Consider the following 21,004-nt stretch of genomic DNA (forward strand, 5'->3'; position numbering starts at 1 on the left):
TTATTGCCCCGAATGGTCGAGCTTCTTATTTTGGGCGCTTCGTTCTCTGCCTACCCGCCCACCGTTCATGAAAGTTCTTGTATTTCCCCTGCTGCTCGGCGTAGCCGTGGTAACCGCCCCGCCCAAACCTACCCGCTGGACCGGCACGTTCAGCAACGGCATGAAAGGCGCCAAAATCAGCTTCGACGTGTCCCCCGACGGCAAGAGCCTGTCCGATCTGACGTTTCAGGGGTACTGGCGCTGCGCCGGCAAACTGGAGCTAACCACCGCCGGCCCCACGCACCGCTTCCCGATTCAGAACGGCCGGGCCAGCGGCGTAGTCGTGGACCCGCCCAACGGCGGAGCCACCGCCTGGCGCTTCGAGTTCGACGGCGACATTGGCAGGAAGGCCGCCAAAGGCACGTTTCGCATGAATATCAACGCCCTGAACTGCGACTCCTACAAGCTGGAGTGGACGGCCGCCCCAACGCCCTAATTGCGGCGGCCCACTCGTTGCAGCCATCGAGTCAGCCTGCGCCCCGGCCCCAAAAAAGCCGCCCCGACTCCAGGTCGGGGCGGCTTTTTTGGGGCCGGGGCGGCAACGAGCGGCCGGTAAAGGTGCGGGCGGCCGCGCAGAAAGACTGGCCCTGCGGCGGGGCCGGTCCGGCACTACATCTTCATTTTCTGAAACATATCCAGGTGGCCCTGCACCACCGGGGTCACCTTGCCGATGAAGCCCCGCAGGTCCGCGTCCTGGGTCATGGTGCTGTGCGCCTTCATGGTGTTCAGCGTCTTCTGGTGGTCCAGCACCATCTGCTGCATGTAGCGCTGCTCCAGCTCTTTGCCCGCAAGGGTTTTCATCTGCTCCGCAATAGCCTTGTGCTCGGCGTCCATGTCGGTGGGCAGCGTCACGCCTTTTTTCTTGGCAATGGGCATGAGGTCAGCCGTGGACTTGGTGTGGTCCTTCACCATCATGTTGGCGTGGTCCTTTGCCATGCCCGTGGCGCCCTTGTCGAGCACCAGCTTGCTGAGCTGAATTTCGTTCTGGTCGCTGTGGGCTGCCGACTCCATGAACTCCTGGTCGGTGGCGTGCGGCGCGGTGGCGGTAGCATCGGCGGGTGGCATGGCCGAAGTCGAACCGGTGGTGTCGCCGTCGTTGGTGGCAGTGGCTTCGCCGCTGGTGGCGTTGCGCATGTAGTTGTCGTTGGCCTCGTTATTAGCCGTTTCCGTGTTGTCTGCCGTGGTTTTGTTGTCGGTGCAGGCGCTGGTGCCGGCTAGCAGCAACGCACAACACAGCAGGGGCAAGAGGGTCTTTTTCATGGGTGTTTGGGAATGGTTAGGAATGGCGCGGCAACAATAGGAACTGGCAAATCGGGTTAGCGGGCCGAATCGGCGGGCGTGGCGGCGGCCGAGTCGGAATTGGCCGTCACGGTCGGGCCGGCGTCGTTGTCGATAACCACCGCATCGGATTGCACGCCGCCTTCTTCGCGGGCCTTGTCGATGTCGGTGACGGCGTCGCCGGCGGTGGCGTCGTCGCGCTTGGCGCCGTCGGAGCAGGCGCTGAAGGTCAGCAGGGCGGCCATCGGCAGGGCCAACAGCAAAGCAGAGCGTTTCATAGGAAAGGTGTCTTGGTTGAAGTAAGAAAAGGAGCCGGCTTCAAGGCTTGAGCTGGTCGTGCAGCTCATCGGCCTGCTCGTAGTGCTGTTTGAGAATGGGGGCGTACTTGGCCGCCACTGCCCGGATGTCGCCGTCGTAGGCATCGTCGCCCATGTCGTCGAAATCGTCGCGGGCGTCGTCGAGGTAGTCGGTGGCAGCCTCCAGCAGGCGGCGGTCAAACTCCGGCCCGTTCAGGGTAGTGAGCTTGCTGATGACGTCCTGCTGCTCGGTGCTCAGGCCTTCGGGCAGGGTGAGGGCCTTCTGCTCGGCCACGGTGCGCAGCGCGGCGCCGAGGGCTGCGGCGTCGCGCGTGAGCTGCGGGGCCCAGGCGCGCAGGGCCGGGCTGCTACCACGGCGTTGGGCCAGCTGACCCAGCTCGACCCCGAGGCGGCTGCCGGTGGCAGCTTCCACCATAAAGTCGGCGTCGCGTTGCTGGCGCTTGGTAATGTCTTCGCGCCCGATGCGCTGCTCGTTGGCAAACTTGGCATCGGCCACGGGGTCCCGCTCGCCCTGGCCGCATGCCAGCAGCAGGGCAAGAGGAGCGAATAGCAGGGCACGAACGGGGATGGACATGGAGAGAGGCGGCCCGGAGCCGCGGCAGTGAACCGACAATCAAGGCTATACGACGGGCGGCGGCGGCGGTTGGAAGAAGAAGTTCCCGCCCCGGAAAATTTTTTTGCGCGGGCGCTTAAACTCTGACCGGCCGTGTGCTTCCAAGCCAACGAAACCCGGGACCTCACTTTCTTCACCGCTACACCGCTCCTCTCCCATGAAACGCTCCCTTTACCGCTCCCTGCTCCTCTCGGCCCTGGGGACCAGCCTGTTGGCCGGGCTGGCCAGCTGCAACAAAGACCGGGATTTCGGCCCCGACAGCAGCTATTCGGCCGAAGACAACTCCGACGCCGAAGGGGCCGACGCGGCCACTTACGAGTACGTGGATGCCAACGCCCCGGAAGACGTAAACCGCGGTACCTCCGCGCCTTATGCCCCGGCCACCGACCTGGCCGCCATCGGCAGCGGCTGCGCCACCCGCACCTACGACGCGGCCACCCGCACGCTCACCATCACCTTCGATCCGAACGGCTGCACCGGCCGCGACGGGCGCGTGCGCCGCGGGCAAATCGTGGCCGTGTTCAACGGGCAGCACCGGCAGGCGGGCTCGTCGGTGGTGATTTCGCTGGTTGGCTACTCCGTCAACGGCAACGCCCACACCGGCACCCGCACCATTACCTACCTCGGCAACGGCACCTATACCCTTGATGTGCAGGCCGCCAGCGTGGTCACTGCGCAGGGCACGTTCACCTGGGCCTCACAGCGCACCTACACCCAGACGGCCGGCCAGGCTACCCGCACCATCCTCGACGACGAGTACTCCGTGACGGGCCTGGCCTCGGGCACCAACCGCAAGGGCGTCTCGTTCACGGCCACCATTCAGCAGCCGCTCAAGAAAGTGTTTCAGCGCGGCTGCGCCCGCCTGTTCGTGGCTGGCACCGTCGAAATCACCACCTCCAAGGAGAAAACCCTGCTGCTGAACTACGACCCCACCGGCACCGAAGCCTGCGACAACCTCGTGTCGGTGACGGTGAACGGCCGCACCCGCACCATCCGGATTCGCTAATCTGCCGCCTTTTACTACCAGCAGCGTCCTCCACCCGCTGCCACTACCTCAAGCCCCGGCGTCTCGTCGGGGCTTGTTTGTTTTGAAGGGACGGCAGGCGGCAGCGCCAGCCGTCCTTGCGAGCGAAGCGCGGCAATCCTTCCTCTAATAGCACCGCCGCTACCACTGGCAGAAGCCGAAAAACGACACCGCCCGCACTTGTTCAACGACGGTTTCGGGCGGTGCTGCTTGTGGCGTTGTGTCGCGAGGGAAAGATTGCCGCGCTTCGCATGACCGAGGGCGCTGCCGCCGGCGCAGCGCTCAAACGAAAAGCGCCGTGGCTTGGGGCCACGGCGCTCGGCTGTTTATGTGAGGCGGAAAGCTTAGTCGCGGTCAAATACTTTCACCACGAACACAAAGTCCTGGAGCTTGCGGATCTGCTGGGGGCGTGTCTGGCCTACCAGTTGGTTCTGTTTGGGCAGGTTGTAGGTATGCGGGTGCGGCGCGGCCGATAGCGAATCGACCAGGCGGGCCAGGTACGACGACTTGGTGGCGAAGGCCGTGCTCAGCACGTCCATCTGCCGGCTGCTGATAACGCCGATGAGGTTACCCCGATCATCCAGCACCGGGCCGCCCGAGTTGCCGGGGTTCACGGGGATGCTGATCTGGTAGAAGCCCGTGTCGCCCTCGAAACCGGAGCGGGCACTCAGCGAGCCGTCGTTATATACCTGGTCTTCACGCGGGTAGCCCAGGGTATAGATTTTCTCGCCCAGCTCGGCCTGCCGGCGCTTTACCGTATAAGGCAGGCGGCCGAAGCCGCGGAAATTGCGGTCGATGACGCGCATGATGGTCAGGTCGTGGGCCGCATCGGAGAAAACCGGCTCCACGCGCAGGCGCTGCTTGTCGCGGCCCTCGATGATGACCGAGTCGGCCCCGTCGATGACGTGGTAGCTGGTCACCACGTAGCCATCGGCCGTCAGGGCGAAGCCGGTGCCGCTGAACTTGCCGGGGTTTACGGGCGTAGCCGGCGTGCTACCGATCTGGTTGATAACCTGGTTCATTACGCGGCGGTCCTTCTGCTGGGCCTTGGCCAGCTTGTCCACCTTGCTGCTGAGGTACTGCACGGCGCGGGTGGTGGGCTGGGTGTGGGCGTTCCACCACTGCAGGCCCAGCAAGGTGGCAAACACGGCCAGCACCGCCACCGAAGCGGCCACGCCCATGGTGGCGCGGTGCCCGTGCCAGAACTCGCGCAGCCACTGCTCGGTGCGCGAGATGCGCATGACGGGCATCTCGGGACGGCCCGTTTCCAGCACCTGCTCCTGCTCCGCGTCGATTTCGGCCTGAATGGCGCGCAGCTTCTCGCTCACGCGCAGGCGCTGACCGTAGGCGTTTAGCGTGCCGGTCAGGCGCTGGTAATCGGCCAGGCGCTCGGCCAATACCGGGTCGGCGGCGAGGCGGCGCTCCAGGTTCTGGCGCACCGGCGCGTCGAGCCGATCATTCAGGTAATCGTCGAAGAAGGCGTAGTAATCTGCTTCGGTCATCATAGCGGTAGGGCGGGGGTGAGTCCCGCCAGGGGAGGGGCGTCGGTCAGGAAAGCGGCTCTTCCTTGTACTGGGTGAAAAACAACTTCTTCAAACGCACCAAGCATTTGTATTTCTGATTCTTGGCGTTGTCGGCGTTGGTGTAGCCGTGCTCCGCCGTGAGCTGCTGCATGGACTTGTCGAGCAGGTAAAACCCCTCCAACAAGGACCGGCACGGTTCCCCGAGCCGGACCAGCGCCTCGCTCATCAGAGCGAATTGCCGGTCGCGTTCCTCGGCGTCGGCCAGGTCGGCCTCGGCGCCGGTTTCGAGGTAGGGCTCGAAGTCGTCGAGGCGGCCGCCGTAGCGGCCTTTCTCGGCCAACCGCTTCAGCCACAGCCGGCGGCACACGGCGTACAAGTAGGTCTTGATCTGGCAGCTCAGCTCGAGCGTGCCCTCGCGGACTTTCTCGTAAAACACCATCACGCCCTCCTGGTAAATATCCTTGGCCTCGTCCTCGGTTCCGCTGTTTTGCGTGACCAAGTGAATGACCGTGGGTAAATACTGGCGGTACATGTGTGCCAATGCCCGGTCGTCGCCGTGGCGGATACCCGCCAGCAGCTCCTCGTCGGTGTAGGAAGGTTGTCCCTTGCCCATGCGCAGTTACTCGTTCTTAATGCCTTAACGCTCGTTCGGTAACCCGTGGAAAAAATATTTTCTTCACTGGGTTACCTCCCCTGGATTCTGGTATGAACGGCGTTTTTCAGACCAACATTTTCAAACTTACCACTCAGATGACCAATCTGCTGAAAGTAGCCGCCCTGTTCGCCGTAGTTAGCCTCGCTTCGTGCGGCGGTGACAAAGCTGCTGAAACCACCGAAGCTACGACCACCGAAACCACTACGACCGAAGCTACCACGACGGCTGTAGACACGACGGCTGCTGCTGCCGTTGACACGACGGTTGCTGCTCCGGCTACCACCACGACCACCACGGAAGCTACCACCACGGAAGCTGCCAAGTAATTGCGCTGGCTGATCGCGCGTCAGCCACTGTTGCTTTAGGCCACCGCCCGGATTTCTCCTCGGAGAAGTCCGGGCGGTTTGGTTTACGGGCTTTTCCCAAACGCGTCACCGCCCGTATTTTTGCGGCCTCGTTCACTTCCCCGTGCCCGTGCCTGCTCCCGCTACCACCGCTCCGCTCACCCAACAACCGCTTCCGTCTCCCCAGCCCAGTACCCCGCCGCCAACCGTGTCGCTTGACTTCGAAGGCACGCTCCGCGGCCGCGTAATGCAGGTGGGGGAATATCTGGTGGGAGAGGCCCCCGATCCGCGCCTGACCGGACACCCCGGCATCCGGTATTAGCCGGGGTTGCCGGAATCAGCGCTTTTCGTCGAGCCACAGCCAGCCGGCCGCGGCTACGAACAGGGCAAAATACCAGCCGGCCGGCAGCCAGGGCTCGGGGTGCGCCGCCGCCGGCGGGGCGGCGGCGGCAGTGCTCCGGCCGGCCACCGCCGCCAGCCAACGGGCCTGCTGCGGGCCTGCCCAATCAGCAGCTCCGAATACGTAAAAAGCGGCCGTGTCCTGGCCGGGAGCCGTCACCGCGTGCCAGCCGGGGCGGGCGGGCCAGTACGTGCCCTGCCACACTTCGGGCTGCGCGGGCTGCTGGCGCAGGGCTACTGACGCCGCCCCGCTGCCCGCCGTAACGACGGCCGCGGGGCGCGACGGGCGTTGCGCCGTCGTCAGCTGCAGCGGCTGGGGCTCGTCGGGGCGGGGCCAGCGCGGGGTTTGCCAGCGGGCAACGGGCGCCAGTGGGCGGGCCGCGGCGCCGAGCAGGGTGCGCCAATACGAATCGTAGCGGGTGGTGGCGCCGCTGAGCAGCCAGGGGTAAGTGCTGGCCGGCGTGGCCACCAGCACCATGCCCCAGCCCGTACGGCGGCTGACCACGGCCGCCGCGGCGGCCGTGGGGCCGGTCACCAGCGGGCGGGTGTTGGGCGTGGGGCGTAGCACGGCCGGCAGCACTACGCTGGCTCGGTGCTCTTCCCAGCCGATGGGTTGAAGCTGCTCGGCCTGGGTGGCGGGGCGGGGCTGCAGCACAAAATCGGCACGGCCGGGCAGGCTGCGGGGCAGCTCGTTGGCCCCGATGAGCACCACGCCCAGGCCGTCGGCGGTAGCGGCGGCCAGGGCCCGGGCCTCGGCCGCGGCCAGGGTGCTGAGGCCGTCGGCATCGGCCACCACGGCATCGAAGCGGCGCAGGACGGCGGAGGTGAGCGTCGCCGGGGCGGCCCCGGCCTGGTTCTGGGTTTCGGATTGCAGCAGGCCACGGCTGAGGTGCAGGCGCAGTGCCACCTGCTGTCCTCGCCGGGCCAAGTGGTTTTTCAGCAGATTCAGCTCGAACGACGGCGAGCCGGCCAGCAGCAGCACGCGCAGGCGGCGGGCCGGCTGCACCTGCAGCGGCACCGGTTCCGTGGCCAGCAAGGTGCGCCCCCGGCGGGCTTCGAGGCGGGCCAGCTGCCGCCCGACGTAGCGGGGCTGGTAACGCAGCGTGAACGGCCCCCCGGCCCCCGGCAGCTGCACGGAGTCGAGCGGGCGGCCGGCGACGCTCAGGCGCACCCACACCGGCTGCGGCCCCGCTCCGCGGAAATGGCCTTCGAGCCGCAGGGTTTCGCCCAGCGGCAGCTGCGGCAGCCAGGCAGCGGCAGTGAACTGCGCGCTACGCCCCGCTGGGTGCGCCACAAGCTCGAGGCCGCCGGGCAGGGCGGGTACATCGGCCACGGGCAGGCCCGTGCCCAGCACGTGGAGGCGGTGCAGGTCGGGGTAGCGGGCGCGCAGGCCCGGCAACGAGGTTAGGGCTTGCGTGTCGCCACCGGGCGTGGCCGCGGGGCGGTAGCGCAACAGCGGCACCGGGCCCAGCTGGTGCCGGAGGCGGCGCACGGAGTCAGCAGAATAACCGGGCGTGAGCACAATGGCCGAGCCGGCCCCGGCGGAAACCGCGCGGCGCTGGGGCGGATAAGCGCTGAGCCATAGCGCCGCCGCTGCCAGCAGCCCGGCCACCAGGCGGGCCAGCCGGCGCCGGCCGGGGGCGCTGCGCCAGGCCTGCCGGGCAAGACCGGCGGCCAGCAGCACGCACAAAGCCGCGTGTGCCAGGTAAAGCAACGAGCCGGAAAAGGTGGAAAAAAGCATATCAGCGGCTGAGTTCCTGGAAATACCGCCGGGCCAGCGGCGGGGCGGGGGCGCGCTGGGGGGCGGGCGTAGGAGGCGGGAGCAGCTGCGTCAGCGCCCGCTCCACGGCATCGAGGTCGGCGGGAGCTGCGGGCCGGGCGGCCTGCACCTGGCCGAGCAGCCGGCGCCAGGCGCGTAGCGCCGGCAGGGCACGGCCGGGCTCCCGCAGGGCGGCGCTGCCCAGATCCTGGCCGGCGGGCCGCAGGCGGGCCAGGTCGGCCGGGGCGGGGCGCCGCCCGGCGCGGTAGGCGGCCAGCAGCGGCAGAGCGCGGCGGATGGCAAGGTGGGTTTCGGACACGGTTTGCTGGCCCTGGCGGCGCGGGGCGGCGGCCTTGCTCAGGTCGCCGGTGAGGCGCTTTTCGGCTTCGGGCAGCGGGGGCAGCTCCACGCCCGATTTGCGCACGTACAGGCGCGTCTGCTGCTGCACCTGCTTGAGCAGGCGCAGGGCGCGGTTTTCGTAGGGCAGAGCCTCGGGCAGCTGGGCCAGGCGCAGGCGCAGCTCGGCGTCCCACATCTGGCTGAGCACGGCGCGCAGCTTGGCTTTCACCTGGGGTTCAAGAAAACCGGCGGTTTCGGCGTCGTCGTGCAGGTGCTGGTAGGGCGTGAGCAGGCTTTCGGCGGTGGGCAGACCGCCTTCGGCCGTGGGCGCGGCGGCGTGATGGTCGTGCCCGTCGTCGTCGGTGTGGGCGGCGGGCTCGGCGGAATCGTCTTCGGCAATGGGCAGGGTTTGGGCCGCTTCGGTCATGGCATGGTCGCCTTCCTCGCCGAGAAACTTGCCGTAGCGGAGGCGCAGGATTTTCTGGTCGTCGCCGAGGCTGTTGGCGCGGGCGCGGAACTCAGCCGGGGGCAGCGTGCGGCGCTGGGCCAGCAGCTTCTCGGTATCGATGATGATCTGGCGCTGGCTGCGGAAATAAGCCGGCATCTGGTTGACGCCGAGCGAAATGGCGGCCACGTCGTCGGCCGTGGCGGCGGTGTCCTGCCACTGCACCAGGGCGGCATCGGTGCGGGTGCGGTGGCCGGCGGCGTCCCAGGCCTCGGCGTACACGTACAGCTCGTCGCCGTAGGTGAGGCCGAGGGCGGGCAGGCGCAGAATGGTGGCGGTGCGGTGCTGCCGGGGCTGGCTGCGCAGGCCGGGGCTGAGGTCCATTACCACTTCGCGAAACTTCACCGCCTCGCCCGTGCCCTGGGCGGTGGTGACAACCAGCCGGGCCCGGGTCAGGCCGTAGTCGTCGCGGAGCTCGGTGCGCACCGTCACCGCGGGCGGCTGGCGGCGCTCAAGCAGCGTGTAGGGCCGCGGGGCCAGCAGGCGCAGCGTCGGGGCCGCGTCGGGCTGCACGTCCACCGCGTAGTCGTCGGACGGGCGGCCGGCCACTTGCAGGCGGTACAGCGCCGAGCGGGTGAAGCGGTACTCGGCCACGTAGGTCGCCGCCTGGCCGGCCACGGCCCGAAACGACACCGGCCGCTGCCCCGCCAGCAGCAGCTGCGGCGCGGGCCCCGGGCCGCTCAGGCGCAGCGTCCAGCGCACCAAGGAGCCGTAGGGGCAGCGAAACGACAGCTGCGGCGCAGCCGCGGCGGCCCGCCGGGTGTAGGCGGGCGGCACGATGCGCACCGCGGTGCCGAGCAGACGCGGGGCCGGCACCGCTGCGGCAGGAGGCAGCGGCGCCGACGGGAAGTGGGGGGCCAAGTTCGGGGCCGCCGGTGCGGCGACGGGCGGCCACTGCCACAAGGCCGCGCCCAGCAGGGCAACCAGGGCCGTCGGCAGCAACCGCCACCGCCACGGCCCGGGCAGGGCGGCGGCCAGCGGCAACGCCACTACCCGCTCGGCCACGCGCTGCTGCTGCAGCTGCCCCAGCAGGGTGGCCGGCTCGGTCAGCAGCAGGCCGGTGCTGTCTTCCAGCTCCGGAAAATGCCGGTCGAGGCGCCGGGCCGCCCAGGCCGCATCGACGCGCCGCAGCGGCCAGAGCGCGGCGGCCAGCAGCGCGAGCCCGGCTGTGCCAATGCCCAGCAGCAACGGCAGCTGCGGCGGCCAGCGGTGATAGGCGCCGGTGAGGGCCCAGGCCGCGGCGGCGGTCAGCAGGCACAGGGAAAGCTGCGTTTGGGTGCGGTAGCGGCCCCGGGCCCGCTGCAGGACAAGGCGGGCCGCCACCGGCGTAGAGGGAGTCGGCGTCATGCGGCGGGGCGGGAAAGGCGGCGCGAAGCCAGTACGCGTTCAAGGCCGAACAGCAGCCCGGCCGCCAGGGCAAACCAGGGGCGCAAGTCGCGGAAGCCGGGCCGTGCGGCTCCTGCGGGCGCGGCCGTCGTGGGGGCGGAGCCGGCCGTGAGCTGCCGCGCATCGAGGCTGCGCGCCTCCGGCCGGGCCGGGCCCGTTGGCGGGTCGAGCAGGGTGAGCAGCAGGGCCGGCAGCTGGCCGTCGTCGGGCAGGGTGCTCCACTGCGGGTGAAAGCGGGTGAGCAGGTAGAAATCGGCCCCGCGGCCGCGGCGTCGCCAGCTCAGCGCGGGCTGGTTGGTTGCGTCGAGCCAGCGCGGCGTGGTGCCGGCCGGCGCCGCGCCGCGGCGCAGCAGGCGGGTGGTGGCCTCCGAAAGGTCATCGAACGCCACGGTGGCGGGCGCGGCGCGGCCCGGGCCCGGGGCGTCGTGCAGCACTTGCAGGCCCCGCGGCACCTGCCGGCGCAGCTCCGCGGGCAGCGGCGCATCGGTGAGCCACAGCAGCCAGTCCAGCGAGTCGGCCGCGAAGGCGGCGGCCTGCGCGGCTGGTCGCGTGCTCAGGCGCAGGCCGGCCGGCAGCGCCGGCGCCGCGGCCCGCAGCGCCGCCTGCACGTAGCGCAGGTCGGTGCGGCGGGAGTGGTCGTAGCCGAGGCCGATGCGCAACGGCCGCGCTACCGGCACGGCCGCCGCCGGGGAATCGATGACCTGAATGACAAACCCCGCTCCGTCGGGCCGCAGCTGGTGCGGCAGCAAGCCCGGGGCGCGGAGCTGCTGCGGCAGCTGTCCGGGCCAGGCCAGGCGCTGGCGGCGGAAGCTGCTGCCGGCGGCGTCGCCCCGCCCGATGGTCAGCCACAGCGAATCGGCGGCGGGGCGGGCGGCGGCCTGCAGCCACGGGCGCGGGGCCGCGTCGGGCGGCAGCAGCTGCCAGCGCAACCGGGCCGGCAGGGCCGGGCGCGAACCGCTGAAATGCGCGAGCGAAGCCGTGGTGAACAGGTACAGCGGCTGGTCCGGGAAGCTGTCGGCAGCTTCGGCAGCCCGGGGCCAGAACCAGTCGGCCGCAACGGCGGAATCCGGGGAGGCGGCTGGCCGGCGTTGCAGGCGGGCGGCCGTCGAATCGGGGAGCGGCGGAAAGCCGGGGCCAAACAGGCGCAGCGCGGCCCCGCCCCGGCGCAGCGAATCCACCCGGGGGCGCAGCAGCGGCCAGGCCGCCGAGCCCAGCACCTCGGGGCTGACCAGCACCTGCGGCCGGGCCCGGCGGAGCGGCCGCGGCCAGCGCGGCCCCAGCAGCGCCGCAGCCAGCACCGCTACCACGGCCAGGCGCAACAGCAGCAGGGGCCACTGCGTGAGGTGCAGGCGGCGCATGCGGCGGTTGGCCCCGGCCGTGAGCCAGCGCAGCGCCCCCACCGGGACCACGCGGCCCGGCCGCCGGTTCCAGAGGTGGATGGCCAGCGGGACCAACAGCCCCAGCAGGGCCCACACGGCGGCAGGATTGGCGAAGAACAGCAAAGGGGCGGTGAAGAACAGTGGGGGAGGACAGACGGCCGCGCGGCGGGCGGGGCTGCTTGGGGCAGTGGCCGCCGCAAAATAGGCGTCGGCCGTTACATCCGGGAGGCGCTCAGCGGGCCGCGCCCTGCCGGCGGCGCAGCACCGTGCGCAGGGCCACGGCCGGCGGCTCGTCGGTCAGCAGGCGGTGGTAGTCGAGGCCGTGGCCGCGGATGGCCTGCTCGGTCTGGCGCAGCCAGGCTTGCAGCTGTTGCTGGTAGGCGGGGCGCTGGCCCGGGTCGAGCTGCAGGCGCTGGCCGGTTTCGAGGTCTTCGAGAGTGGCCGCCGCCGGATAATCGAGGGTCAACTCATTGGGCGCCAGCAGGTGCAGGGCCAGCACGTCGCCGCCGGCGGCGCGCAGCTGGGTGAGCAGGCGGTCGAGCGGGGCGGTCGGCTCCAGGTCGTAGAAGTCCGACACGACGACCGTGAGCGTGTTGCCCTGGCGGCTGAGCAGCGGCCCGGCCGTGGCGGTGTCGGCGGGCAGCAGGCCGGCGGCCGTGGTGGTGGCCAGGGCGTGAAAAAGCCGCGGCAGCTGGCCCGCGTCGGCGCGCGGCGGAATGGTGCGCAGCCCGGCCGGGCCGAGCACGTAGAGGCCGGGGGCGTCGCCCTGCTGCTGGGCCACGTGGGCGAGGCCGGCCAGCAGCAGCCGGGCGTAGGCCAGCTTGCTCACGCCGGCGGCGTCGACGTGGTTCATCGAGGCGCTGGCGTCGAGCACCAAGCGCACCGTCAGGCGCGTGTCCACGTCCGATTCGCGCAGGTAGTAGCGGTCGGAGCGGGCGGCCAGGCGCCAGTCGAGGCGGCGCAAATCGTCGCCGGGCTGGTAGGGGCGGTACTGGCTGAACTCCAGGCCCGCGCCGCGCCGCCGGCTGGGGTGCAGCCCGGCCTGGGCGCCGTCGGCCATGAGCCGGGCCACCAGGGGCAGGTTGCCAAGGGCGAGCAGGGCGGCAGCGTCGAGCAAAACGGTGGGATGGTGAAGTTGTGAGGTGGTGAGCTGGTAAACTGGTGAGTTTGATGAGCTGATGGCGCAGACTACGCGGCTTACGCAAGCAGAACGACACTCACCAGTTCACCATCTCACCATTTCACTGCCTGCAGCAGCGCGGCCACGGCGTCGTCGGGGGTGAGGCGGTCGGCCTCGGCCTGGAAGTTCAGCAGCAGGCGGTGGCGCAGGACCGGGGCGGCCAGCTGGCGCACGTCTTCCAGCGTGGCGGCGAAGCGGCCGTGGAGCAGGGCGCGGGCTTTGGCGCAGAGCACCAGCGCCTGCCCGGCGCGGGGGCCGGCGCCCCAGCGGCCGTAGTCCTGGATGAATTTGACCGGGGAGCCATCGGGCCGGGTGGCGCGCACGAGGCGCGTGACGTACTGCAGCAGCTCGGGGCTGATGCTGACTTCGCGCACCAGGCGGCGCAGCTGGCTCAGCTCCGCGGCCCCCACCACCGGCTCGGGCTGCTGCCCGCCGGTGCCGGTGGTGCCCTGCAGAATGGCCAGCTCCTCCTGCTCCGTCGGGTAGCCGATGCGGATGTAGAGCAGGAACCGGTCGAGCTGGGCCTCGGGCAGCGGATAGGTGCCGGCCTGCTCGATGGGGTTCTGCGTCGCCAGCAGGAAAAACGGGTCAGGGAGCGGGTGCGTCTGGCCGGCGTAGGTTACCTCAAATTCCTGCATTACCTCCAGCAGCGCGGCCTGGGTCTTGGGCGGCGTGCGGTTGATTTCGTCGGCCAGCACGAGGTTGGCAAACACCGGCCCGCGCATGAACTGAAAGGAGCGGCGGCCGGTAGCGTGGTCTTCCTCCAGCACCTCGGTGCCCAGAATGTCGGTGGGCATCAGGTCGGGGGTGAACTGGATGCGGCGGAACGTAAGGTCGGTGGCAGCGGCCAGGGTGCGCACCAGCAGGGTTTTGGCCAGGCCGGGCACGCCCTCCAGCAGGGCGTGGCCGCCGGCCAGCAGGGCCACCAGCACTTCGTCCAGTACTTCGTGCTGGCCCACGATGACCTTGCCGATTTCCTGGCGCAGGCGGGGCAGTTTGTCGAGCAGGCGGTGGAGTTCGGGTTCGGTCAAGCGGATCAGAGCGTTAGGGCCAGCGGGTGCTGCAAAGTCAGAAAATCGGGGGGAAAGCTGCGTCGTCAAACGATATTCAAGCCAGATCAGCGCAAATAAAAGCTCCAAATTTCCCTACTATTGGGCCGGACCGCACCCCGCGCCTTGGTAAGTTACGAGCCGAAACGAGCCGGATGGGCCACTTTACAATTACCCGCGGACGCCCGCGCAACCCTCCCGATGCAACAGCTTATTATATCGTTACTCGGCGGCGGGCTGCTGGTGCTGCCGCTGGGCACCGCGGCGCAGCCGCCCGCCGCCGACCCGATGCGGGGCCGGTTCCTGGTCAAGGCCGATGCGCTGCGGCCGGGACTGATTGCGCTGGCGTCGGCCGAAGACGCTTTTCACGGCGCCTTTCCCGTACGCCTGCACTGGCTGGTGTCGGGGCAGTACTATTTCTCGGCGCGCCGCAGCCTGCAGCTCGACTGGCTGCACCGCGGGGGGCGGTGGCCCCGGCTCGTGGAAGGCTTCACCCTGCAATACCGGTTTCACGAACTGGCTTTCGATGAGGAAAACCGCCGCCCGGGCTCCTTGTACTGGGCGCCGCTGCTCGGCTACCGGCGCTTGAGCTGGCCGACCGAACTCCCCACCGTCGACGGCCGCCACCCGCGCGCCGACCGGGTAAATGCCGGGGGCATGGGGGGCGTGGAAGTGGCCCTGACCAAGCGCCGGCCGCAGCTTACGCTGGATATGAGCCTGGGCACTTCCTACCAGTTTTTTGTGTGGAAAAACCGCGCTTTCGCCGAAACCAAGCTGTATCACCTGGACCGCAAGTCCTCCCTGGCGGCGGCGCCCGTCAACCTCGATGCGCGGCTGGCCCTGGGCCTGTGCTTCTAGGCCGGCGTCGGGCGGGGCGGCTTCACGCCGTCAGGGCGTAGAGCAGAATATTGACCCCGAACTTGGTGTTGTCCTCGGCCAAAAAGCGCTTGTTGCGAAAGTCGTAGTCCCACTCGCAGCCGTAGTCCTTGTTGGAGTACAGCACCCCGATGCGGCCCCGGACTTCCACGGCTTTCAGGTAGTCGTGCACCAGGTCGTCGCCCCAGCCGTTGAGCTCGAAGCTGGTGTTGGGCGGGCCTTCCCGGAAGGTGAAAAACTGCGAGTAGATGGGGTGCGTGTTGGGCAGTTTCTTGAGCGCCCCCGTGCCGAAGCACTGGCGCATCTGCTCCTCGAATGAGCGGGCAAACAGCCCGTCGATGTCGTGGTTGCAGTCGTCGACGAACACGAAGCCGCCGCCGCGCACGTACTGCACGAAGTTTTTTTTCTCGGCCGCCGTGAACTGCACCAGCCGGTGGCCCGAGAGGTAGCAGAACGGGTACTGAAACAGCTCCGCCGAGTCCAGGGCCACCACCTTTTCCTTGAGGTTGACCTTGACGGTAGTGTACTCGATGAGGGAGTGCAGCAGGTTGGCGGGCATCCGCTCGTCCACGGCGTCCCAGTCGCCGGAGCGGTAGCTGAGGCGCACGAAGGTGAAAGGCGTGGGCATGAAGAGGGCAGCGCGGGGAAGGTAGTCGGCGGGGCCAAGGACGCAAAAGCGGGACGGTGGTTGGCCGGCGGCCCCGGGTCGGCGGGGCAAAAGATACGCAACGCGGTCCGGCGGGGCGCCGGCCGGCCGGCAGGCGGCTGGCTTTCAGCGGGCTGGCAAAAAACCGGCCGGCCGGGCCCCGCGCCGAGGGCGCCCGTATACGGAGGCAGCGCCGGCCGGCGTTCGGTCGAAGTGACCGGGCCCCGCATGATGTGGTTGCAGGAGCCGCCCCGGCGCCGGAACTTGCCGTGATTTTCCTCTTTTCCGTCTTCGTATGAAACGCCTATTGTTGTCCGCTCTCGTGAGTGCCCTAGCCGCCTCGGCCGCCCAGGCGCAGTACTTCGGTATCAAGGGCGGCGTGAATGCCGCCGTGCTCGACGGGGAGCAGATTCAGCAGAATACCCGCTACAACACGTCGTGGCACGCGGGCGCGTTCTACAACTACAACCTGGTGGGCCCGCTCTCGCTGCGGCCCGAGGCGCAGTACTCCGTGCAGGGCTCCGAGTTCAAATCCAGCGACGAGGACTACACTACCCGGCTCTACTACCTGAGCGTGCCCGTGCTGCTCGACCTGAAGCTGGGCCCCGTGCACCTGCAGGGCGGGCCGCAGTTCGGCGTGCTGCTGCAGGCCGAGCAGAAGGGCACCAAGGTTGTCAGCGTCAGCAACGGCGCGCCCGAGTACGGCTCGGTGCAGCAGCAGGTCACCGATCAGTTCAAGCGCCAGGACTTCAGCCTCTGCGCCGGCGCCGAAATCGACCTGGGCAAAACCTTCGCCGTGGGCGGCCGCTTCAACGCGGGCCTCAACGACGTGGCCGACTACCGCGACCTTCGCTCGGTGAACGACGCCCGCCTGAAAAACCGCGTCATCCAGGGCTACCTGGCCATTAAGTTCGGCGGGCGCTAGTGGCCCCTCGGCGTATGAACAACGCAACTGCCGCGCTGCTGCTCAGCGGCACGCTGCTGGCCGGCGGCGCCCGGGCCCAGGCCCCCACCACCGGGCTGCGCTTCGGGGTGCGGGCCGGCCTGAGCCTGGCCACGCTCAAGGGCACCATCAACGAGGGCGCCCGCCACCGGCCGGGCGCGGCGGCCGGCGTGCTGATGCAGTGGCGGCCCGGCGCGCCCTTCGCGCTGCAGGCCGAGGCGCTGTTTGCGCAGCAGGGCTGCCGCAGCAAGTACGAAGTAGCGGGCACGCCCTTCGACAACCGCGTGCGGTTGAACTACCTGAACGTGCCGGTGCTGGCCAAGGTGTACCTGGGCCCGGTGCTGCACCTGCACGTCGGCCCGCAGCTGGGCGTGCTGCTTACGGCCCGCCGCCGCGGGCAGGTGAGCTACTCCCCGATGCGCGGCTACACCACCGTCGACGCCAATGTGCGCGACGACTACCGCAACGACGTGGCGTTCTGCGCCGGTATCGGGGCCGACCTGCCCCGGGGCCTCACCCTGACGGCGCGCTACACCCACGGCTTCACCGATATCAACAACAACGAGGTCGACCAGCTGGCCCGCCGCGCCAGCGGCATCGGCGGGCTCTACAACCGCTCGGTGCAGCTGGGGGTGGGCTACTTTTTCGGTTTCCGGCCCGTACAGTAAAGGCCGGGTCATTAGCGGCCTTATCTTGCCGGGAAATGCATTTTTCTCGTTTCCTTATGTTCAAAATTACCAGTCTACTTGCCGGCGCGCTGCTGGCGGCCGGCGCCGCGCAGGCCCAGACGACCGGCACGCAGTTCGGCCTCAAAGCCGGGCTGACCAATGCCGTGCTCGATGGCACCATCAACACCGGGGCCGAGCCCAAGAACGGGTTCCACCTCGGCGGCTTTGTGCGGTGGCGGCCCTCCGCCCGCTTTGCCCTGCAGCCCGAGCTGGTGTACGCGCAGCAGGGGTGCGACACGCGGGTGGTCAACACAGTGCCCTTCGAGGGCCAGATCAAGCTGAACTACCTGAACGTGCCGATTCTGGCCAAGGTCTACCTGGGCAAGGTCTTCAACCTGCAGGCCGGCCCGCAGATCGGGTTTCTGCTCGGCGCGCAGCGCGAGGGGCAGGTTATGTACTCCACCGTGTCGGGCTACAAAAGCGAGAAAGTGGACGTGCGCGACGACTACAAAAACGACCTGGCCCTGTGCGGCGGCCTCGGCGCCGACCTGCCGTTTGGCCTGATCGTGGCCGCCCGCATCAACTACGGGCTCACCGACATCGACAAAAACCCCGTGACCCGCGCCATCCGCGACTCCGACTCCATCATCGGCGGGCTGCACAACCGCAGCCTGGAATTCTCGCTGGGCTACGCCTTCGGGGGCAAATAGCGCATTGCCGGCCATCAGGCAACACGCCCCGCGCTGCTCTGGCAGGGCGGGGCGTGTTGCTGGGGGCACCCGGGGAGGCTAAATGGCGTCCGAGAGGCTGGTGAAGGTGAAGTCGCGGATTTTCAGCGGGGGCACCAGGTTGCCGCCCAGGCGCTGGGCCCGGCCGATGGCCTCCACGTTGTTGAGCATGATAACCGGCGACTCGTTGAAGCGCATGTTCTTGATCGGGTGCTTGATCTTGCCGTTCTCGATGTAGAACGTCCCGTCGCGCGTCAGGCCGGTCACCAGCAGCGTCTGCGGGTCCACGTCGCGGATGTACCACAGGCGCGTGACCAGAATGCCCTTCTGGGTGCTCTTGATCAGGTCTTCCAGGCTCTGCGTGCCGCCTTCCATGATGAAGTTGCCGGTGAAGCCCGTCGGTTCGGTTTTGTTTTTCTGGGCCCAGTAGCGCGAGTAATAGAGGTTTTTGGCCACGCCCTTCTCGATGATGGGCAGCTTCTTCACCGGCAGCCCCTCGTTGTCGAAGGTGCCGCCGGGGGCCAGCGCGTTGGTCGGGTCGATGCTGATGCTGATGCGCGGGTCGAACAGCTTTTCGCCCTTGCGGGTGCCGCCGCCCTTCTTGCTCAGGAAGCTGCGCCCCTCGTCGGCTTCGCGCGCGTCGAAGGCGTACACCAGCCGGTTGATCAGCCCCTCGTCCGACACCAGGGCGGCGGGTTCCAGAATCACGGTGTACTTGCCCGGCTCGATGGCCTTGGCGCCCACCGAGGAGCTGGCCTTGGTGGCGGCGCGCTGGGTGAGGGCCTTGGCGTCGAACTTGCCGGCGTCGGTGAAGTCGGCCACGGCGTAGCCCGAGCCGGTGCCATCGGGCGTGCGCACCGTTACCGAAAAGTCGAGGTTGGTGGACTGCTGGTAAGCCTCCAGGCCCTTGGAGTTGCGGATGGCCTCGAAGCGGGTGCCGTCTTCCAGAAAGCCCGCCGCCGTGAGCTGCTTGGCCGCGCACAGCGCGATACTGTCGCCGGCGGCCTGGGCGCGGAAGTCGGGCGTGATGCCGGCCGTGCTGGCCGCGAAGGAGGGCGCCGTCAGGTACTGCTGCGGCCCGAGGCGGGGCATGTACTCGGGGTCTTCGGGGGCGAGCTTGGCAATTTCCTCGGCCCGCTGCACGCAGCGCCGCAGCGTCGCGTCGTCGAACTGGTTGCAGGTGGCCACGCCCGAGCGTTTGCCGAACCACACCTGCACGGCCAAGGACACGTTGTCGGTGCCGCCGGCGGTGGTGACGGTGTTGCGGGCGTAGCGCACGTTGCCGCGGGTGCCGCCGTAGAGGTTGGCCTCCGCTTCGTCGGCCGTGCTGAAGCTCAGAACCTTCTTCAGAATGGCCTGGGCCTCGTCTTTGGGAATAATGGGCATTGGTATCTACTGTGCAAAATGTGGGAATGTGGATAATGTGCCAGAAATGGTAGCATGTGGTTGAAAATGAGTTGTATAATCAGAATGCAACGCAGTGCGTCTTATTCATCATCGGTAGCGCAACTCATTTTCCACATCCTACACATTGCTCACATTGTCACATTAAATCAGACTTTCCGGGCCGTGTTAATCACGTTCACGCCGTTGAAGCGCGTGGTGCTGCTGCCGTGGGCCACGGCCGAGCTTTGCGAGGGTTGGCCCTTGCCGTCGAAGAAGGTGCCGAACAGGCGGTAGTCCGACTGGTCGCAGATGGCCGCGCAGCTGTTCCAGAATTCCTGGGTGTTCGACTGGTAGGCCACGTCCTCGATCTGCCCGGTGATTTTGCCCTTCTCGATGGCGTAAAACGTCTGCCCGCCGAACTGGAAGTTGTAGCGCTGCTGGTCGATGCTGTAGGAGCCGGCCCCGGCAATGTAGATGCCCTTGTCGACGCCCCGGATCATGTCGTCGACCGACAATTTCTGCTTGCCCGGGCGCAGGCTCACGTTGGGCATGCGCTGAAACTGCACGTCCTGCCACGACTGCGAGTAGCAGCACCCATCCGAGTGGTCCTGGCCCACGATGTGCGCCTGGTCGCGGATTTTCTGGTAGTCCACCAGCTGCCCGTCCCGTATCAGGTCCCACTCCCGGGTTTTCACGCCCTCGTCGTCGTAGCCCACGGCGCCCACCGAGCCCGGCTGCAGCTTGTCGGCCACGATGTTGACGAGCTTGGAGCCGTAGGGCTTGCCCTGCTTTTTCCAGTCCAGGGTCGCGAAGGAAGTGCCGGCGAAGTTGGCCTCGTAGCCCAGCACGCGGTCCAGCTCCAGCGGGTGCCCTACTGATTCGTGAATGGTCAGGCCGAGGTGGGCCGGGTCGAGCACCAAATCGTATTTGCCGGGCACTACGCTCGGGGCCGTCAGCTTGGCCTTGGCCTGCCGGGCCGCCAGCGCGGCGTCTTCCAGCAGGTCGTAGCTGTTCCGGTAGCCGATGACGTCGGTGCCGGCCGGGCCCTTGATTTTGTCCTGCGCCTTGGGCACCAGGTACTCGTAGCCCAGGCCCATGGGCGAGCTGAGCGCCTCGCGGGAGCGGAATTTGCCCGAGGCTTTGTCGACCACCGTCACCGTAAACGTGGGCCAGATGCGGTGCACGTCCTGGTCGATGTAGCTGCCGTCGGTGCTGGCGAAATACTTCTGCTCGTTGACCTGAAACAGGGCCGAGTTGATAAACGAGGCTCCCGCGTCGAGGGCCTTGGCGTTGGCGGCCAGCAGCAGGTCCACTTTCTCCTTCACCGGCACTTCCAGCGCGTTGCGCTGAATGGGCGTTTTCCACGACACCTCGCCGTAGCCCTGCTGCGGGGCCAGCTGCACCGGCTCCTTCTGAATCCTGGCGTTGGCCTTGGCAATCTGCGCCGCCGTGGTGGCCGCCTTGGCCACGTCGGCTTCCGTCAGCTGGTTGGTGGCCCAGAAACCCCAGGCCCCGTTCACGATGACGCGCACCCCGATGCCCTGGCTTTCGGTGCTGACGATGTTCTGCACCTGCCGCTCACGCGTGAAGAGGTACTGGTTCAGGTAGCGGCCGATGCGCACGTCGGCGTAGCTGGCGCCGGCGGCCTTGGCCGCGTTCAGGGCCGCGTCGGCCAGGCGCTTGTTCAGGGCCGCGTCGAAGGGGCGCAGCAGCTCGGCCACATCCACGGGCGTGCCGCTGAGGGCGGGGAAGCGCGGCAGAAACAGGGCGCCGGCCGCAAGGCCGGTCAGGCCCACGAAGTGTCGTCGTTGCACGATAGAGCAGGGTTTTGGTTGGAGAGAGGAAGCGTAAAGGCAAGGGCGGCAGCGCCGCGGCCGGGGCTGCACCGGCTGGTGGGCGCCGGCAAAAAAATAGCGTTGGTGAAATATAAAGTAAAAGCCCGACCGGCCGGGCCGACGGGCTAAAAAT

General features: G+C 68.3%; 20 protein-coding genes. 7 read left to right on the forward strand and 13 right to left on the reverse strand.

The annotated features are described in order from the left end of the window. Window positions 1–67 precede the first annotated feature (67 nt). A complete protein-coding gene (locus tag DLM85_RS18460) occupies window positions 68–475 on the forward strand; it encodes a hypothetical protein (protein WP_111479640.1) in 408 nt (135 codons plus the stop codon). Window positions 476–648: 173 nt separating this feature from the next. Here the strand turns inward: DLM85_RS18460 and DLM85_RS18465 are convergent, their stop codons facing one another. Genes DLM85_RS18465 through DLM85_RS18475 form a run of 3 tightly spaced genes read right to left on the reverse strand, consistent with a single transcriptional unit; the run spans window position 649 to window position 2,208 of the window. Then, entirely contained in the window at window positions 649–1,299 is a 651-nt protein-coding gene (locus DLM85_RS18465; protein ID WP_111479641.1) for a DUF4142 domain-containing protein, read from the reverse strand. A 56-nt stretch (window positions 1,300–1,355) separates the two neighbouring features. Further along, window positions 1,356–1,595 (reverse strand): hypothetical protein, encoded by a 240-nt coding sequence (locus DLM85_RS18470; RefSeq protein ID WP_111479642.1) that lies wholly within the window; start codon window positions 1,593–1,595, stop codon window positions 1,356–1,358. Between the two features lie 40 nt (window positions 1,596–1,635). Next, window positions 1,636–2,208 (reverse strand): DUF4142 domain-containing protein, encoded by a 573-nt coding sequence (locus DLM85_RS18475; protein ID WP_111479643.1) that lies wholly within the window; start codon window positions 2,206–2,208, stop codon window positions 1,636–1,638. A gap of 196 nt (window positions 2,209–2,404) precedes the next feature. Here DLM85_RS18475 and DLM85_RS18480 point away from each other — a divergent pair, with 196 nt between their 5' ends. Next, entirely contained in the window at window positions 2,405–3,253 is an 849-nt protein-coding gene (locus tag DLM85_RS18480; RefSeq protein ID WP_111479644.1) for a hypothetical protein, read from the forward strand. Between the two features lie 362 nt (window positions 3,254–3,615). On the opposite strand, the gene DLM85_RS18485 is transcribed toward DLM85_RS18480, so the two are convergent. Both DLM85_RS18485 and DLM85_RS18490 read right to left on the reverse strand, forming a co-directional pair. Further along, window positions 3,616–4,776 carry a trypsin-like peptidase domain-containing protein gene (locus DLM85_RS18485; RefSeq protein ID WP_111479645.1) on the reverse strand — a complete coding sequence of 387 codons (1,161 nt, stop codon included), beginning with the start codon at window positions 4,774–4,776 and terminating at the stop codon, window positions 3,616–3,618. A 43-nt stretch (window positions 4,777–4,819) separates the two neighbouring features. Beyond that, entirely contained in the window at window positions 4,820–5,407 is a 588-nt protein-coding gene (locus DLM85_RS18490; RefSeq protein ID WP_111479646.1) for an RNA polymerase sigma factor, read from the reverse strand. A gap of 92 nt (window positions 5,408–5,499) precedes the next feature. On the opposite strand from DLM85_RS18490, the gene DLM85_RS18495 reads away from it, so the two are divergent. Continuing rightward, window positions 5,500–5,775, forward strand: a complete 276-nt coding sequence (locus tag DLM85_RS18495) for a hypothetical protein (protein WP_111479647.1) — start codon at window positions 5,500–5,502, stop codon at window positions 5,773–5,775. A 355-nt stretch (window positions 5,776–6,130) separates the two neighbouring features. Here DLM85_RS18495 and DLM85_RS18500 read toward each other — a convergent pair whose 3' ends face one another. The 5 genes from DLM85_RS18500 to DLM85_RS18520 all read right to left on the reverse strand — a co-directional run bounded on the left by DLM85_RS18500 (window position 6,131) and on the right by DLM85_RS18520 (window position 13,777). Further along, a complete protein-coding gene (locus DLM85_RS18500; protein ID WP_111479648.1) occupies window positions 6,131–7,933 on the reverse strand; it encodes a hypothetical protein in 1,803 nt (600 codons plus the stop codon). A gap of 1 nt (window position 7,934) precedes the next feature. Beyond that, entirely contained in the window at window positions 7,935–10,142 is a 2,208-nt protein-coding gene (locus tag DLM85_RS18505; RefSeq protein WP_111479649.1) for a hypothetical protein, read from the reverse strand. Next, window positions 10,139–11,683, reverse strand: a complete 1,545-nt coding sequence (locus tag DLM85_RS18510; RefSeq protein ID WP_111479650.1) for a BatA domain-containing protein — start codon at window positions 11,681–11,683, stop codon at window positions 10,139–10,141. Before DLM85_RS18510 ends, DLM85_RS18505 begins: the two co-directional genes overlap by 4 nt. A 109-nt stretch (window positions 11,684–11,792) precedes the next feature. Next, entirely contained in the window at window positions 11,793–12,677 is an 885-nt protein-coding gene (locus tag DLM85_RS18515) for a DUF58 domain-containing protein (RefSeq protein ID WP_111479651.1), read from the reverse strand. A gap of 116 nt (window positions 12,678–12,793) precedes the next feature. Continuing rightward, window positions 12,794–13,777, reverse strand: coding sequence for an AAA family ATPase (locus tag DLM85_RS18520; protein ID WP_424321699.1), 984 nt, complete (start codon window positions 13,775–13,777; stop codon window positions 12,794–12,796). Between the two features lie 213 nt (window positions 13,778–13,990). Between DLM85_RS18520 and DLM85_RS18525 the strand changes: the two genes are divergently transcribed. After that, entirely contained in the window at window positions 13,991–14,647 is a 657-nt protein-coding gene (locus DLM85_RS18525; RefSeq protein WP_111479653.1) for a hypothetical protein, read from the forward strand. Window positions 14,648–14,669: 22 nt separating this feature from the next. On the opposite strand, the gene DLM85_RS18530 is transcribed toward DLM85_RS18525, so the two are convergent. Continuing rightward, a complete protein-coding gene (locus DLM85_RS18530) occupies window positions 14,670–15,293 on the reverse strand; it encodes a DUF4159 domain-containing protein (protein WP_111479654.1) in 624 nt (207 codons plus the stop codon). A gap of 313 nt (window positions 15,294–15,606) precedes the next feature. Between DLM85_RS18530 and DLM85_RS18535 the strand changes: the two genes are divergently transcribed. Genes DLM85_RS18535 through DLM85_RS18545 form a run of 3 tightly spaced genes read left to right on the forward strand, consistent with a single transcriptional unit; the run spans window position 15,607 to window position 17,632 of the window. Then, window positions 15,607–16,236 carry a porin family protein gene (locus DLM85_RS18535; RefSeq protein WP_111479655.1) on the forward strand — a complete coding sequence of 210 codons (630 nt, stop codon included), beginning with the start codon at window positions 15,607–15,609 and terminating at the stop codon, window positions 16,234–16,236. Window positions 16,237–16,250: 14 nt separating this feature from the next. Next, window positions 16,251–16,922 (forward strand): porin family protein, encoded by a 672-nt coding sequence (locus tag DLM85_RS18540; RefSeq protein ID WP_111479656.1) that lies wholly within the window; start codon window positions 16,251–16,253, stop codon window positions 16,920–16,922. 56 nt (window positions 16,923–16,978) lie between these two features. Further along, entirely contained in the window at window positions 16,979–17,632 is a 654-nt protein-coding gene (locus tag DLM85_RS18545; RefSeq protein WP_165822197.1) for a porin family protein, read from the forward strand. A 78-nt stretch (window positions 17,633–17,710) separates the two neighbouring features. On the opposite strand, the gene DLM85_RS18550 is transcribed toward DLM85_RS18545, so the two are convergent. Together DLM85_RS18550 and DLM85_RS18555 are read right to left on the reverse strand one after the other, a co-directional pair. Next, window positions 17,711–19,036 carry a TldD/PmbA family protein gene (locus tag DLM85_RS18550; RefSeq protein WP_111479658.1) on the reverse strand — a complete coding sequence of 442 codons (1,326 nt, stop codon included), beginning with the start codon at window positions 19,034–19,036 and terminating at the stop codon, window positions 17,711–17,713. A gap of 167 nt (window positions 19,037–19,203) precedes the next feature. Further along, window positions 19,204–20,850: a TldD/PmbA family protein gene (locus tag DLM85_RS18555; protein WP_111479659.1), complete on the reverse strand. Its 1,647-nt coding sequence runs from the start codon at window positions 20,848–20,850 to the stop codon at window positions 19,204–19,206. Between the last annotated feature and the right edge of the window lie 154 nt (window positions 20,851–21,004).

This window comes from Hymenobacter edaphi (assembly GCF_003258365.1).
In the GTDB taxonomy this organism is placed as follows: Bacteria; Bacteroidota; Bacteroidia; order Cytophagales; family Hymenobacteraceae; genus Solirubrum; species Solirubrum edaphi.